General features: G+C 37.8%; 14 protein-coding genes. 5 read left to right on the forward strand and 9 right to left on the reverse strand.

Translation table 11 applies throughout. The features are described 5' to 3' along the window. Positions 1-67: 67 nt before the first annotated feature. Positions 68-1,123 carry a glycosyl transferase gene (locus tag GKR92_07700; GenBank protein QMU61586.1) on the forward strand — a complete coding sequence of 352 codons (1,056 nt, stop codon included), beginning with the start codon at positions 68-70 and terminating at the stop codon, positions 1,121-1,123. A 10-nt stretch (positions 1,124-1,133) separates the two neighbouring features. Further along, on the forward strand, positions 1,134-1,520 hold the full coding sequence (locus tag GKR92_07705; GenBank protein QMU61587.1) for a hypothetical protein: 387 nt from the start codon (positions 1,134-1,136) through the stop codon (positions 1,518-1,520). A gap of 1 nt (position 1,521) precedes the next feature. Here the strand turns inward: GKR92_07705 and GKR92_07710 are convergent, their stop codons facing one another. From GKR92_07710 to GKR92_07720, 3 genes are read right to left on the reverse strand one after another with little or no spacing between them, the layout of a single operon-like run. Beyond that, complete coding sequence (locus GKR92_07710) at positions 1,522-2,214, reverse strand: hypothetical protein (GenBank protein QMU61588.1); 693 nt, start codon at positions 2,212-2,214, stop codon at positions 1,522-1,524. A 15-nt stretch (positions 2,215-2,229) separates the two neighbouring features. Next, entirely contained in the window at positions 2,230-2,859 is a 630-nt protein-coding gene (locus GKR92_07715; protein QMU61589.1) for a hypothetical protein, read from the reverse strand. Positions 2,860-2,911: 52 nt separating this feature from the next. Next, positions 2,912-3,826: a glycosyltransferase gene (locus GKR92_07720; protein QMU61590.1), complete on the reverse strand. Its 915-nt coding sequence runs from the start codon at positions 3,824-3,826 to the stop codon at positions 2,912-2,914. Positions 3,827-3,880: 54 nt separating this feature from the next. Between GKR92_07720 and GKR92_07725 the strand changes: the two genes are divergently transcribed. Continuing rightward, a complete protein-coding gene (locus tag GKR92_07725; protein ID QMU61591.1) occupies positions 3,881-4,771 on the forward strand; it encodes a hypothetical protein in 891 nt (296 codons plus the stop codon). Here the strand turns inward: GKR92_07725 and hldE are convergent, their stop codons facing one another. The 6 genes from hldE to GKR92_07755 all read right to left on the reverse strand — a co-directional run bounded on the left by hldE (position 4,772) and on the right by GKR92_07755 (position 12,262). Beyond that, positions 4,772-6,196, reverse strand: a complete 1,425-nt coding sequence (gene hldE, locus GKR92_07730; protein QMU61592.1) for a bifunctional D-glycero-beta-D-manno-heptose-7-phosphate kinase/D-glycero-beta-D-manno-heptose 1-phosphate adenylyltransferase HldE — start codon at positions 6,194-6,196, stop codon at positions 4,772-4,774. A 17-nt stretch (positions 6,197-6,213) separates the two neighbouring features. Next, a complete protein-coding gene (locus tag GKR92_07735; GenBank protein QMU62743.1) occupies positions 6,214-7,020 on the reverse strand; it encodes a glycosyltransferase in 807 nt (268 codons plus the stop codon). A 29-nt stretch (positions 7,021-7,049) separates the two neighbouring features. Then, positions 7,050-8,318, reverse strand: coding sequence for a hypothetical protein (locus GKR92_07740; GenBank protein ID QMU61593.1), 1,269 nt, complete (start codon positions 8,316-8,318; stop codon positions 7,050-7,052). 36 nt (positions 8,319-8,354) lie between these two features. Further along, complete coding sequence (locus GKR92_07745) at positions 8,355-9,281, reverse strand: branched-chain amino acid transaminase (protein ID QMU61594.1); 927 nt, start codon at positions 9,279-9,281, stop codon at positions 8,355-8,357. 84 nt (positions 9,282-9,365) lie between these two features. Beyond that, positions 9,366-10,940: a bifunctional [glutamate--ammonia ligase]-adenylyl-L-tyrosine phosphorylase/[glutamate--ammonia-ligase] adenylyltransferase gene (glnE, locus tag GKR92_07750; protein QMU61595.1), complete on the reverse strand. Its 1,575-nt coding sequence runs from the start codon at positions 10,938-10,940 to the stop codon at positions 9,366-9,368. After that, positions 10,877-12,262, reverse strand: a complete 1,386-nt coding sequence (locus tag GKR92_07755) for a hypothetical protein (GenBank protein QMU61596.1) — start codon at positions 12,260-12,262, stop codon at positions 10,877-10,879. The genes glnE and GKR92_07755 overlap by 64 nt, the downstream gene beginning before the upstream one ends. A gap of 167 nt (positions 12,263-12,429) precedes the next feature. On the opposite strand from GKR92_07755, the gene GKR92_07760 reads away from it, so the two are divergent. Together GKR92_07760 and GKR92_07765 are read left to right on the forward strand one after the other, a co-directional pair. Further along, entirely contained in the window at positions 12,430-13,458 is a 1,029-nt protein-coding gene (locus GKR92_07760; protein ID QMU61597.1) for an extracellular solute-binding protein, read from the forward strand. A gap of 43 nt (positions 13,459-13,501) precedes the next feature. Beyond that, positions 13,502-15,178, forward strand: coding sequence for an ABC transporter permease subunit (locus GKR92_07765; GenBank protein ID QMU61598.1), 1,677 nt, complete (start codon positions 13,502-13,504; stop codon positions 15,176-15,178). Positions 15,179-15,221 lie beyond the last annotated feature (43 nt).

Below are 15,221 nucleotides of genomic sequence, written 5' to 3' on the forward strand. Positions count from 1 at the left end.
TCTTGAATATTTGTTTTTGACTCTAAATCTAATTCTACGTATTTGATTCTACTGATTTAACCCCACAATGAAACATCCGCCAAACTCAATTTGCATACTGCGTTTATCCGCAATTGGTGATGTAACCCACATGATCCCAGTAGTACATACCCTGCAAAAATACTGGCCCAGCACCAAACTTACCTGGGTTATTGGTAAAAGTGAGGCTAATTTAGTCAAGGACCTTCCTGGTATCGATTTCATCATTTTCGATAAATCCAATACTATTGCAAGCTACCGATCCATTGCTAAAGCGATGAGAAAGCAGTTATTTGATGTATTGGTTTGTGCACAAGTATCATTCCGAGCTAATTTTATCAGCACACTCATACCTGCCAAACTTAAACTTGGTTACGACAAAGCACGCGCAAAAGATCTACATACACTATTTATTGATGAAAGTATTTCAGATACGCCTGAACAACATGTTTTAGATAGTTTTTTTAGCTTTATTGAATATCTTGGCTTAAATGAACGCGAACTTAGTTGGAAATATGAAATTTCTGATGACGCTCAAAGTTTTGCAAGTCAACACATCGATAAAAATCGTTTTAATTTAATTATCAGCCCTTGCTCAAGCCACCCAAGACGCAATTGGAGTAACGCACGTTATGCTGCCGTTGCAGATTACGCAGCTCAAACATTAGATGCACATATAATGTTATGCGGCGGCCCATCCGATTTAGAAAAAACAGCAGGTATCGAGATTGAAAGATCTATGCAAGCTCGAGCAACAAATTTGATTGGCAAAGACACTTTAAATAAGTTTCTTGCGCTTTTAAAATATGCTGACGCCATTATCACACCTGACTCCGGCCCGGCACACATGGCAACCGGGTTTAACACCCCCGTACTTGGTTTACATGCAGCAAGCAATCCTAAACGTAGTGGCCCCTATCTTAGTCAAGATTGGTGTATAGATAAGTATAATGATGCAGCAATAAGATTTAAGAACAAACCTGCCAATGAACTTAAATGGGGTACAAAATTAGAATATGATGGCGTTATGGATTTAATCACCGTAGATGACGTTACATGCAAACTAGAACAACTCGTAAAACGACAAACAAAAGGCAATAATTAAATATACAAATATGGAAAACATTAACATACCAATCTCCCCCGGTGAGCTCTTAGACAAAATCACAATATTAGAAATTAAATCTGAAAATATTGAAAATGAAGAAAAACTTGCTAACGTTGCAATAGAACTGAATCTTTTAAGTAAAATTTGGGGAAATACATCGCAAGATTCAGATCTCGAAGCTCTAAAAAAAGAGTTAAAAGACAATAATAAAGCTCTATGGGAAATTGAAGATAAAATTCGTATCAAGGAATCTAATAAAGAATTTGATCACGTATTTATTGAATTAGCTCGCTCTGTATATATTCAAAATGACAAGCGCGCAGATACGAAGAAAAAAATTAACCTAAAGCTTGGATCGATGATCGTTGAAGAAAAATCTTATGCGGATTACTAAGTTACTTGCCACTTACATTCCGATTGCGATACCAGACAGAAAGCGCATACATCATCATAAAGAGTGCGAGTAAACATTCTTTAGTTTCACCCGCACGTATATCCAAGACAACTGGGATATCTATTTCAAGCAGCCTATAGACTTTCTCATGCCAGCTTACTAACAAAGAAAGTAATGCAGCTGGCAAACAAACATAGGTCGGCAACAACCAATCATAAAATGACTCTTTATTAGGCATATGATGTTTATACCTTCTAAATATAGGAATTAACACTCCACCAATCAAAGCAGCTAGTGACAATAAAGTTCTGGGTATTTGATCAAATATAGCAGCAGTATTATGTAAATTGGTTTCTTGTTGATCGTTAAACTCAGTCCACTGTTGCGGAGTACCCCAGCCAAAAAAGTGCTGCCCCCAGCTCATTTCTTCGCCAGCATAATAAATAGCACCTAGTAAAAATAAAACCATCCAGATCTTCAAGCCAGAAAACTGTACTCTCTGTTTTGCAAATAAAAATAACAAACAGGCAATTATTGCAGTAAGTAAAAATAACACTGTAATATTTTCGATTATCCCCTTTTCTCCATACATATATGCATCTGTATGCACGCCTATAAAACGAGCTATATAAGGCATCACCGCAACAACAATGGGTAACAACAACCAAACTATTTTATGTAAATCTTTACTCATAAATTTTACGCAACCTCAATTTCTACCAATCCATTTTTTTTGCTTACCCCTTCTATCCCAGTTTCTTAAACTACGGTAGTCACGAAATGATTTTTTTCGGATACCTAGTTTAAATGCAAGCCCAACAATTGGATTAGGCGGGAAAAGATATTGCGGCATAATATTAAAATCATACAGCTTAGGAATCCATTTTCCACTTGCTTTATTTACAAGCACATTACCAACACTAATATCTAGATCGTGTATGCCATTTGCCTCTGCTTCGCGCACTATTTCGTAACCGGACTCCAATATTTCACTAGGTAAACAACCAAGCTCAACTATCACTTGTTTTAGTATTTGTCCCGTAACCCGCTCTTGAACCATACAGTGAGTAAACTCGCCATCCTGTGGAAATACTCTATAAGGCTTAGCAATATATCGCTTTATTTTCGGCAACTCATACAGAGCCACATTTCTACCATATTCATACTTAGCGATATCAACTTGATATTTATGTGCATATTTTTGCGCCACCTCTTCATGGTAGATCTTTATAATTACCGGCTCGCTATCTACGTATGCGTTATATGCGTGAGCACGCCCACCTCTACCAATATACTCAGCAATTTCAATATCATTCGGTAAATTTATTTTTGATTCCATGGAACTTTTTCTTGTTAGGGATATGCGCTCATCCAGGCGATCTATTATTACACTAACGCAACACTAAACTTTTCATTAATCTTGGAAAATGCTTCAAATTTAATACCGCTCTTGGCTCAAGCTTGGCAGCATTTAAATAATTTTGTGATGCAATTTTATAATCTTTATTGATACAAGATATTCTGCCAACTTTTAAATATCTTTTTACCAATACATGCTTTTTTAATTTTAATAGCTCGTTGCTAGAAGGCAGGCTCGCAAATAATTCCTCAACACCATGTACTCCAGTTTCTATAATTCGTTGATAGTTTTCGCGCAAGCTATCTGTATGCCTTGGCATCTCCACTAAGATGTCTGGAATAGAAACACATTTATAATGATACATAACATGGCTAAAAAACATAGTGTCTTCATCCACATGCACCTTTAAAGGAAATTTAATCTTATCTAATACACATCGCTTTAACACTGATGAACTAGGTCGTAGACCAACCATCTTTCCATTCAGAAGAGTTATAACGTTTTCCAAATTGCTCTCTACTAATTTTACAGGCGTACGTAATCGCAATTCACCACTGTAGCTTACAGCTTGATAACCACCAAAGATCATATCTATTTCTGATCGATTACTAATTTCCTCATAAACAACCTTCAAAGTACCCGGCAACAACTTATCATCCGCATCCAGAAATAGTAAATAATCCCCACTGGATCGTTTATATCCATAATTTCTTGCGGTGGATACACCTTGATTATCTTGATAAAAGTAACAAATATTAGAATTAGAATACTTGCCCTGCAGAGCCTCTACTACCGTGCTTGTATGATCCGTTGAACCATCATCCACAACGATGATTTCGTGAGCAGACATGGTTTGATCAATAACTGACTTGATCGCTACGTCAATATAGTCTGCATAATTAAAACTGGGAATAATTATAGATAATTTTATATTGTGATTGGACATGGTTAGTTTTTAATTTTGCCTTATAATCCAATACAAGAAATTGTTAAAACAAACATGATTTTTAAAAAACTACCTGTGAAATATATAGATGGCAAAAGTGGCGTCTATGCAATTTCCCCTAATATATCAGATAAAAACACCTTGCTCAGTTGGATTCAAAACAAGAATTTCGAAAAATTCGTAAATGGTGGTAATCAATTACTTCGACACACCCGCAAACGAAACAAACTATATACTTTTCAACACCCAATTTTTGATAAACAAGTTATCCTCAAGGTTTCCGAAATAGACAAGCAATACAAGCTTACGAGAAGAGTTAACTTATATCTATCCACCTTACTTAATGATTATAATTTTCGTGCATTTTCTGGCGCATGCCTTTTGCGTGAAAATGATATTACTTGCCCAGAGCCGATAGCCTACTGGAACGAAAAGCATTATTTTTTAATTAAAAAAAGTTATTATCTTTATGAAATGATCGAAGCTGATAACACTGTACACAGCTTTGCTGAAAAGTTGAGCGCTAAACGTAAATCCAGCTTAGACGAAATACAGAATGTGCTCGCAAACAAAATAGTTCGCGTTGTGCAAAGTATACATAGCGCAGGCTACAGACAAGGCGACCCTCACCCTGGTAATTTTTTAATTTCAAACTTTACCAAAAAGATATCAGAGCTGACTACTGATGAAATAAACCAAGCACAAATATCTATCATAGACCTAGATAAGTTCAGTAATGCTCGAATTAATGCTAGCCATATAAAGCTATTTTTTGATGTTCGCTGTTTTAGACGTTGCACACTAGGCAAACTAAACCAGCAAGATATGTTAAAGATTTATATGGGAAATAAACATTCTAAATTATGGGCTATAGTTTTAGAATTTTGGATGCTTGGTGGGTTTAATTTCACCAAGTGGTTTAAATTTGAGAAAAAAAGAAAATAATTAACTAGTTTTTATTTTTGAAATAAGCTCAGAAGTTGACCTAGATTGAACATATTCAATAGTCTTAACTTCACCACCATTTGCAGTTACCGATTCACCACCAACAATATCTTCTATCTTATAATCTCCACCTTTAACCAGAACATCCGGCAATATTGCACGAATTAATTCTTCAGGCGTGTCTTGATCAAACTCTACTAGCCAATTTACAGCTTGCAAACTAGACAAAACGGTCATCCTATCCTTAATTTTATTGATTGGTCTAGAACCACCTTTAATTTTATTCACCGAACGATCAGAATTAACGGCCACAATTAATACATCACCAAGTTCTTTTGCTTTCGACAAATATTCAACATGACCAGAATGCAGAATATCAAAACAACCATTGGTCATAACAATTTTTTTTCCTTCACCTCGAAGAGATTTTACTTTTTTAATCAAGTCATCTTGAGGAATTATCTTGCCTAAAATTTCACTAGATCTATTGAGTTCATGTTCAATTTCGTTTCTTGTTACCGTAGCTGCACCAAGTTTACCCGCCACAACGCTCGCCGCTGCATTAGCAATGTTCACAGCATCTTCGAATGAAGAATCTGCAGCATAAGAGGCCGCTAATACGGAAATAAATGTATCGCCAGCACCGGTTACATCAAACACTTCTTTGGCTCGGGCTGGAATATTCACAGTTTTACCTGATTTCTCTATAAGCATAACGCCTTTTTCACTGCGAGTAATGATTAAAGCGTTTAGATTTAGCTCGCTTAACAAGCCTAATCCTTTATCTACTAATTCTTGCTCACTGGAAACTTGCCCAACTACAGCTGTAAACTCTGATTGATTAGGTGTAATTGCGGTTACATTTTTATATTTAGAAAAGTCACCCCCTTTAGGATCCACAAAGATACTAGTACCCATAGAGTTGGCTTTGTTAATAATCTCAGCAATGTCCTTTAATGCGCCTTTTTTATAGTCTGATAAAATCAGAACATTGTGCCTTTCGATTTCATTACAAACCCTGCTAGTTAATTTACTGACACTATCTCCTGAAAACTCACCTTCAAAATCTAAGCGTATTAGTTGTTGGTGGCGGCTGAGAACACGTAGCTTAGCTACGGTTTTTGCTAACGGATCTTTTATGCAATGCAGAGCTACATCTTCCTGCTGCAATAATTTTTCTAAGTGCTCTGCAGCCTCATCTTCACCCAGCAATCCTGCCAGTGTGCACTGACCGCCTAATGCAGTGATACTACGAGCCACATTACCCGCCCCTCCAGGCCGCTCTTCAAAATCTTTGACCAACACCACAGGCACTGGTGCTTCTGGAGAAATTCTTTGTGTATCGCCATTCCAGTAACGATCTAACATTAGATCACCCGCAACAAGAATGTTAGCCTTTGAGAAATCTGGTAAAGAAGTTGGCATATGTAAAATGTAAGTAATTAATACTGTGACACGCCATTCTCAATACGTGTGACGTTTGATTGTATACGCTCTTTAAGCCTTTGCTCATTATCTTCAAGGTGTGAGCGATCATTCAAAGAATGCCACAAATGTAGTACCGATACAGCATTAACACCCTCTTTTCTATATACACCATTATTGATGAGTCGAATTGCTAAATCTGCATCTTCGTGACCCCAACCAACATACTGCTCATCAAATCCATTTACAGCCATGAAATCTTTGCGCCACATTCCTAGATTACAGGTTTTGACCCCATACCATTCTTTCTTTTTTAGTTTTCTCAACCACCCAATTGGCAACCGTACTAATGGGAGAACTCGTTTAATGTCTTTGATTCTCCAAAGATTCAACAAGTCAGTAAATGTCAGCTTTGATGGAGCTAGCACAGAACCAACAAACTCTTGGGTATAACTTTCTGACATCATTACACGGCTTCCTCTTAGAAAATAATCCTGCTCCGCTAACTGAGCGTGCCGTTCTATAAAATCAGGGAAAACTACACAGTCACCATCAATAAATATCAGGTACTCTCCTTTTGCTTTTGCAACTGCTTTATTACGGATTTGTGCAGCGCGAAACCCATCATCTTCTTGCCAAACATGTTGAATTTTAAATCTTGCTATTTCTTGAAACCTGGCAACTATATCTTTCGTATCGTCGACAGAACCATCATCAGCGATTATTAGCTCAAACGATAAGTTCATTTGATCATTCAAGGAATTTAATACACTTAGTAGTGCATCAGGTCGATTGTAAGTGCTAACTATTACCGATATATCCACTGTCATTAATCAGAACATAACTTTTAAATTTATACAGCTTTATTTTTTTGTATCAGATTAAATGCATTACTTAAAAACACTAAGTGAAGTAACAGAAATATAGAAACCGCGTTATTGATATTTATCCAGGTATGGAAAAAACCGAATAAAAGAAAACAAATAGAAGTGGTCACTCCTGATAATACCAAATAAGCTATTCTAGGGCTTTGACCATACTGCTTATATATTTTCCAGTAACAATGTATAGGAGCAATACAAACTGCCATAATAAATCCGACAAACCCTAACAAGCCTGCTTCTGCCAAAATGCTTACATAAATATTATGCGGAGAAGTTAATAACCAACCATCTTTAATATACGTTCTGCCACTATCCATCAGCGCTTGCGCATCCAAGGCATAGTCACCCAAGCCTGTGCCAATAATTGGAGACTGTAAAAATATTAATACCCCGGTATGCATCATATGTGGCCTCAAGCCCCATGAAGAAGAATAATTTTCGCTCGGATTTTTAGCCATGTTTTGCAATTCATTTATACCCTGAAGAAATGACTGCGCAACTGGAGAAGACGGATGCAAAAATACTACTGCAATCGCAACACCAAACAATGCAAAGACAAGGGCGGTCTTTTTATTAAATTTATTTATGAAATAAAAACCTAAAAGCCCAATAAATGGGACTACTGAAAGCATAGCTGCTCTAGTTTGATTTAGCTTGATTGCATATAAAATTATTACTGCTGAAATTAAACCCAAGACAAGAAATTTTGTTTTGCGGTACTCGAAAATAATTGCCAGACTCAATAATAAAAATATACTTACCGCAGTCAAGCCATACCTAGACCAATGTCGCGCACCACCAGGTCTTGCCACATCCAACCAATGATGTTGATAAATAGCCACCATACCAGTTACCGCACAACCCAGAACAAGTCCCCATGCAATCCATGGCCCAAGCTCAAGACTATATTTGCGGACAAACATATACATAGGAATAAAGACTACGAATCTTAAAAATCTTTCATATGACCCAAACCCCTCATTCAAATCACTACTATTTATTAAGGAAAACCCAACCAGCAATACATATAGCAAGAAACATGAAAGCAAAAACTTCTCTTCTTTAAATAATTTCTCCAAACTCATCCAAGCAAAAATTAGACTTGGTACTAAAATCAGCAAAAAAACACTTGTAGCTCCTGACTTTACGCTTACCGCTACTGAAGGAAGTAAAAAAACTAACAGCCCGATAGGAATAAATTTCCAATTAGGCAAAATTAAATCAGATTTTTCAAACACGAAATAGAATACTATCTAGGCAAAATAACCAAAGAGTTAAGCTACTAGAGTTGCATAAGAAAGCCATGAATCATCGTAGTTATGACGGCCATACACAGAATCGAAATACATTGATTGAAGTTTTGTTGTAATTTCGCCTCGGACACCTTCACCTATCATGCGATTATCTAGTTCTCGAATGGGAGTGACTTCAGCCGCAGTTCCAGTAAAAAACGCTTCGTCAGCGGTATACATTTCATCGCGAGTGATACGTTTTTCTATGACAGGAATATCGAGCAAACCTGCAAGTGTGATAATTGTTTTACGCGTAATTCCATCTAATGCTGAGGTTAGCTCTGGTGTATACAATTTACCTTTCTTAACGATAAATACATTTTCACCACTACCTTCAGCCACAAAGCCATCAACATCTAACAATAACGCTTCATCATAACCGTCATGCAATGCTTCGTTTAATGCCAGCATAGAGTTCACGTAATTGCCATTTAATTTTGCTTTGCACATTGCAACATTTACATGGTGTCGTGAGTAGGATGATGTTTTTACTCGTATGCCATTCTTCATATTTTCTTCGCCTAAATATGATCCCCACTCCCATGCAGCAACAATGCAATGTGTCTTCAAATTATCCGCACGCAACCCCATACCCTCTGAACCGTAAAAACACATCGGCCGCATATATCCGTAGCTCAATTCATTTTTATTAATTACATCAATCTGCGCTTGATTGATTTCTTCTGCTGAAAATGGCATTGGCATGCCAATTATTTTTGCTGAATTGAAAAGTCTTTCGGTATGATCGTACAATCTAAATATTGCCGTCCCTTGTTCTGCCTTATAAGCACGAACACCTTCAAACACACCTGCTCCATAATGCAGGGTATGCGTAAGTACATGTGTAGTCGCTTCGCGCCACGGCACAAATTCACCGTCATACCAAATCCATCCATCTCTATCAGACATCAACACCTGAGCTTAACTCCCTATAAATTACTCTAAATACAGCCAAGAAAACGTAATCACAAATATGCAGAATTGCATTGTAAATTAAGTAGCATCTGAGTGTAACAGACTTGCCCAATTATTTTGCACCGCGATTCGCTCATTTTCAAATACATTCATACCCACAGTTTCAGGCAATAACCTTAAGCTTAGTTGATGCAAATACTTACGGTATTTTAGGTAAATTTCTTTCAGCTCTTGTACATTCTGCTGCCCCAACAAATCTGCCTGCGCGCAGGCATCAAGAATTCTTATATTATCAGTATGCTCACAAATTTGAGGATGCTTATCAGAATAACTCAGCACAAGAAATTGCACGATAAACTCAATATCAATTACCCCTCCCACATCTTTCTTAATGTTAAAATCAGCTTCTGTGTTAACTGGATTCGCATCCAGCATTTTGTTTCGCATTTCTATAATTGAAGACTGAACGTCTCCAACTACGCGTGATTGACACAACACTCGTTGCCTGATTCTTAAAAACTCTTTACTGAGCTTCTGACTGCTCGTTATGGCGCGTGCACGCACTAATGCCTGATGCTCCCACATCCAAGCATCATTAATTAGATAATTTTCGTATGCATGCATCGAACTAACAATTGATCCCGACTCTCCATGCGGACGTAGTCGCAAGTCAGTATCAAAAACTTTGCCACCTGCTGTAACTGTAGACAAACTATGAATAGACTTTTGCACAAGACGAGTAAAAAAAATATCGTTATGTATTTTTTTACTGCCTGCAGCTCCATCTCCACTTGTCTCACAATTTTCTCCCATACTGTTGTGCAAAAATACAATATCTAAATCTGAACCATAGCCCAGCTCCAAACCACCCAACTTTCCGTATTCAACAATTAACACCTCTGGCACGTAAGTCTGCTCACCCAATACGCATTGTGGTTCACCATGCTGTTCTAGCAACATATTATAGGAATACTGGACTGCACTATTGATACAGGTTTCGGCTAACCATGACAAATGATCACTTACTTTCATGATTGGATAATTTTCTACAATATCTGCAGCAGCTATTTGGATCATTTGCGTATGCTTAAATTCGCGCAAAGCTTCCATGTATTTTTCCAAGTCGGAATCGAAATTCACTAAACTTGCGGTTAGTTGTTGCTGCATTTCGAGCATGCCCGGTGGCTCGTATGCATCATCCATACTTAGTATTTCGTCAAGTAAAATAGGATGGGTTGCAAGATATTGCGAGACCCATGGGCTTGCATGTATAAGCTCAAAGAGTTTTGAAATCTTGTTTTTATTCTCAATCAGCAAAGAAATATAAGTAGAACGCTGTACAATTTTTTTCAATATATTTAAAAACCGATTAAAAATTGGCAACGGCTCTTCAAATTGCAAAAGTTGTTGCAAAAATATTGGCATGAAGCTATCTAACCTAGTTCTTGCTACCGGAATAAGCTTTTTCACAAGACTGCTTACGGCAAAGTTATTCAGCTGCTCATAAATAAACTTTGCGTCACTAAAGTAATTTTTTGTTAAAACATTTAAACAATGCTGTTCATCGTCAATCTGAAGCCATACCTTTTCTAACTCTTCTTCATCATGTCCATCTTCATTTGCAGATTCGTCGTTTCTAATAAAGATTGATATACAGTATTTACTATATTTGTATACTTTTTATACTCAACATAAAATGCTGGCCAATCTTGCACCCCCATTAAATATGCATAGTGCGCCTGCTGTTGACGCTCAAACGGTAGCGCATGGATTTGCTGATCTTCACGAAGCTGCAAACCATTCTCCGCCTTACGTAAAAATAAATAAGCATCTGTCAAATTCTCAGTCCACTCAGCACTAAGCAAGCTCTGCTCTTGCAACTGCTGCAAAGCTTTGAGTGTAGAACGAATGCGTAATGACGAATCTTTCCCTCCATAGATAAGTTGAAACATCTGCGCAATAAATTCAATTTCACGGATACCGCCAAAACCAATCTTCAAATTTTCTTTTGCTGCATCTTGACGTGCTTTTGCATCCACCAAAGCCTTCATTTCTCGCAATGACTGTATCGTCCCATAATCAAGATAACGTCGATATATGAAGGGAGTGACTTCTTGCAGGAAATGTTCGCCAACTTGACGATCTCCAGCAATCACACGCGCTTTCATCCACGCATAACGCTCCCAGTCACGCCCATGAGCCTGAAAGTATTGATCAATAGATAGAAAACTAGGAACAAGTGTTCCAGAATTTCCAAATGGCCTTAGTCTTGTATCAACACGAAACACAAACCCATCCTGAGTTGGCTCAGAAAGAATTTTTATAAATAACTGAACGACTTTAAGGTAAAACTCTATCGCCTTACCTGCTTGCTCTTGCCCAACTACTTGTTGATTATTTTCATCGTTATCAGAATAGGCAAAAACAATATCGATATCTGATGAAAAATTAAGTTCGCCTCCACCTAATTTACCTAACGCAAAAATAACAATGTTTTGCGGTAAAGTTTTTACAAAATCTTTGACAAGCGATTGTGACTGAAGCCAATCAAAACACCATTGCAATGTTTCTTGAACACAAATTTCTGCAAAAAAGCTTAATTCACTTAGTGTTTGTTGTACTGTCGTGTTTTGCTGAAGATCCCGCCAAGCAATTCTTGCAAAGCAAGTTGCTCTTATCTGTCGTAATAGTTGTTGCAACCCCTCAACACTATTAGCCTCTGAAATGGCCTCACTCAACAAGTGACGATATACTTCTATATCGTAATCAACATGCAGTTCTCCACTGGCCAATAACTTTTTTAGCCACCCAGGATGGGAAATACAAACACGCTTTATAAAGGGACTCGCATACCAAACTGCGAACAGCTCGTCTCTATTCTCAAGAATATTTGAATCATTTTTGAGATCAACAAGAACGGTATCAAAATCTTGTTGAAACTTAGATATTGCGGTTTTAGGCGCAGGCTTAAGCATTGGTATATAACAACCTTCGAGACATCTATTCAAACCAGTCAATTAGCCAGCCTGTTGGCCAACCTGTGCGATTTAGATATTCTAAATGCTAATGAGAATAGGTATCATTTATATTAAGTTTATCCATAATTATAGTATGGATTATATCAACAATGATCGGTGCATATATGAATACAAATATTCTACCTAAAATTTACTCAACCATCGCTCTAGGAATGTTGCTGTTAGCTGCAGTCGCCAGCGCCGCTGAAGTTAATATTTATTCTGCGAGAAAAGAAGATCTCATCAAACCCATTCTTGAAAAGTTTGAGCAAGACACTGACATTAAAGTTAATCTCATTACAGGAAAAGCGGATGCACTATTGCAGCGTTTAATTAGTGAAGGTAAAAACAGCCCCGCAGATATTTTAATTACCACAGATGCGGGTCGTCTATACCGTGCAAAAAATGCAAAGGTCTTACAAAAAATTGACTCCGAAACGTTAACAATCTCGATCCCAGAACAATATCGAGATCCAGAGGGCTACTGGTTTGGCCTAACACTACGTGCACGGCCAATCGTTTACGCTACAGATCGTGTGCAGCCCGATCAACTCTCAACTTATGAAGCATTAGTTAATCTGAAATGGAAACAAAAAATTTGTATACGATCCTCGGACAACATATATAACCAATCACTCGTCGCTTCTTTAATTGCGCAGTTAGGCGAAGAAGATACCTTTAAATGGACTGAATCATTTGTAAAAAACTTTGCTCGGCCGCCTCAAGGTGGAGATCGCGATCAAATTAAAGCCATTGCAGCAGGACAGTGTGATATCGCATTAGTAAACAATTATTATCTTGGCAATATGCTGACCTCTAAAAATGAATCGGAAGCTGAAGCAGCTAAAAAGGTAAAAATATTTTGGCCAAACCAAAAAGATAGAGGCACACATGTCAATATTAGCGGTGCCGCCATAACCGCTTCATCTAAAAACAAGGAAGCTGCCCTCCAATTACTAGAATTCTTAGTAAGTGATGCCGCACAACAATGGTATGCAGAAAAAAATCTTGAGTACCCTATCAAACCAGGGATACAACCTAGTGAGATCTTACAGTCATGGGGTGAATTTAAGGCTGATTCATTAAACTTGCATCATCTCGGCGAACATAATGCGCAAGCCGTGATGATTATGGATCGTGCCAAATGGAAATGAGCTAGTGGAATTAGATAAATAAAAATACTTCTGTAACCATCCCATGGACGCAACTCACGAAATTGACAAGCAACACATTTTATTGCGCAATTTTTTGCAGCAAAAAAGCAACTTTGGATGGATTCTAGGCACAGTCGTTATTGCCTTATTGATTAGCATTCCTGTTCTTACGGTCTTATCTTCAATAATTCTTCCAAGTAGCGATGTTTGGCAACATCTCAAAGCTACAGTACTAACAGAATACATAAAAAACTCACTCCTGCTAGTAATCGGGGTCAGCGTTGGCACGCTCACCATTGGAATAACAACGGCTTGGTTATGTAGCGTATGCGAATTTCCGGGACGTAAAATATTTAGTTGGTTATTACTTCTTCCTCTCGCCTTTCCACCCTATATCATCGCTTATACCTACACAGGCTTGCTGGATTTTGCTGGCCCAATACAAAGTATCATACGCGAACAATTTGGCTGGGGATTTGGAGATTACTGGTTTCCACAAGTGCGCACTCTTAGCGGTGCAATCACGATGCTATCATTGGTGCTCTATCCGTATATCTATTTACTTACACGCACCGCTTTTTCAGAGCAATCAGCAAGCTTTCGCGAAGCCAGTCATATACTAGGTATAGGCCTAGGTAAAACATTCCTAAAAGCTGCATTACCTTTAGCAAGACCCGCGATAATTGCTGGTTTAACACTCGTGGTAATGGAAACTTTAGCAGACTATGGAACCGTACATTATTTTGGCATTCCTACCTTTACCACAGGAATCTTTCGTACATGGTTTGGACTGGGTGATCGTGTTGCTGCTACACAATTAGCCAGCCTATTATTACTTTTTGTGTTTCTAGTAATAATTATCGAACGTTACAGTCGTAAATCAGAAAAATATCAGAATCTTTCTAACGCACAAAAAAAATGGCGCTACCCCTTATCAGGCACCAAAGCAACGTTAGCAATATTTATTTGCTCAATACCCATTTTGTTAGGATTTATTATTCCAGCACTACAGTTATTTTTCTGGGCCATCAAAACAGCACCGGATATTGTTAACAACTCGTTTTACGAATTGGTTTTTAACACCATTAGACTTGCATTAATGGTTGCAACACTCGTTGTAGCAGCTGCAACCTTTCTGGCCTATGGGAAACGCGTAAGCTCTCATTATATCGTCCCTTACAGTGTTAATATCAGCGCAATGGGTTATGCCGTTCCAGGAATTATTATTGCAGTAGGTGTCTTACTACCTTTTGCATGGTTCGATAATGCGTTGGATTCTTGGTTAGAAAACAACTTTGGAATATCGAGTGGCTTACTATTAACTGGCACACTTGCAGCACTGGTTTTTGCGCATGTTGTGCGCTTCATGGCAATCGGCCTTAACTCTGTTGATGCAAGTCTTGCTAAAATTCACCGCAATGTTGATGATGCTGCACAACTATTAGGGCATAAAACTTTTGATCGTTTCTTCAGTGTGCATCTACCCTTAATCCGTAGCGGTGTGCTTACTGCAGCATTACTTGTATTTGTCGAAGTAATAAAAGAACTGCCTGCAACATTAGTATTGCGCCCATTTAATTTTAATACCCTCGCTGTTCGAACTTATGAGCTAGCATCAGACGAACGATTAGCGGATTCAGCTTGTAGTGCACTACTCATCGTTGCAGTAGGTATCCTGCCCATCCTAATCCTAAATCGCTCTATCACTAAGAATCAGTAATACCAAGATGCGATTATGCCAAAGAATAATAGTGAATAAAAAA

The sequence above is a fragment of the Gammaproteobacteria bacterium genome, from assembly GCA_014075255.1.
Lineage (GTDB): Bacteria > Pseudomonadota > Gammaproteobacteria > UBA4575 > UBA4575 > JABDMD01.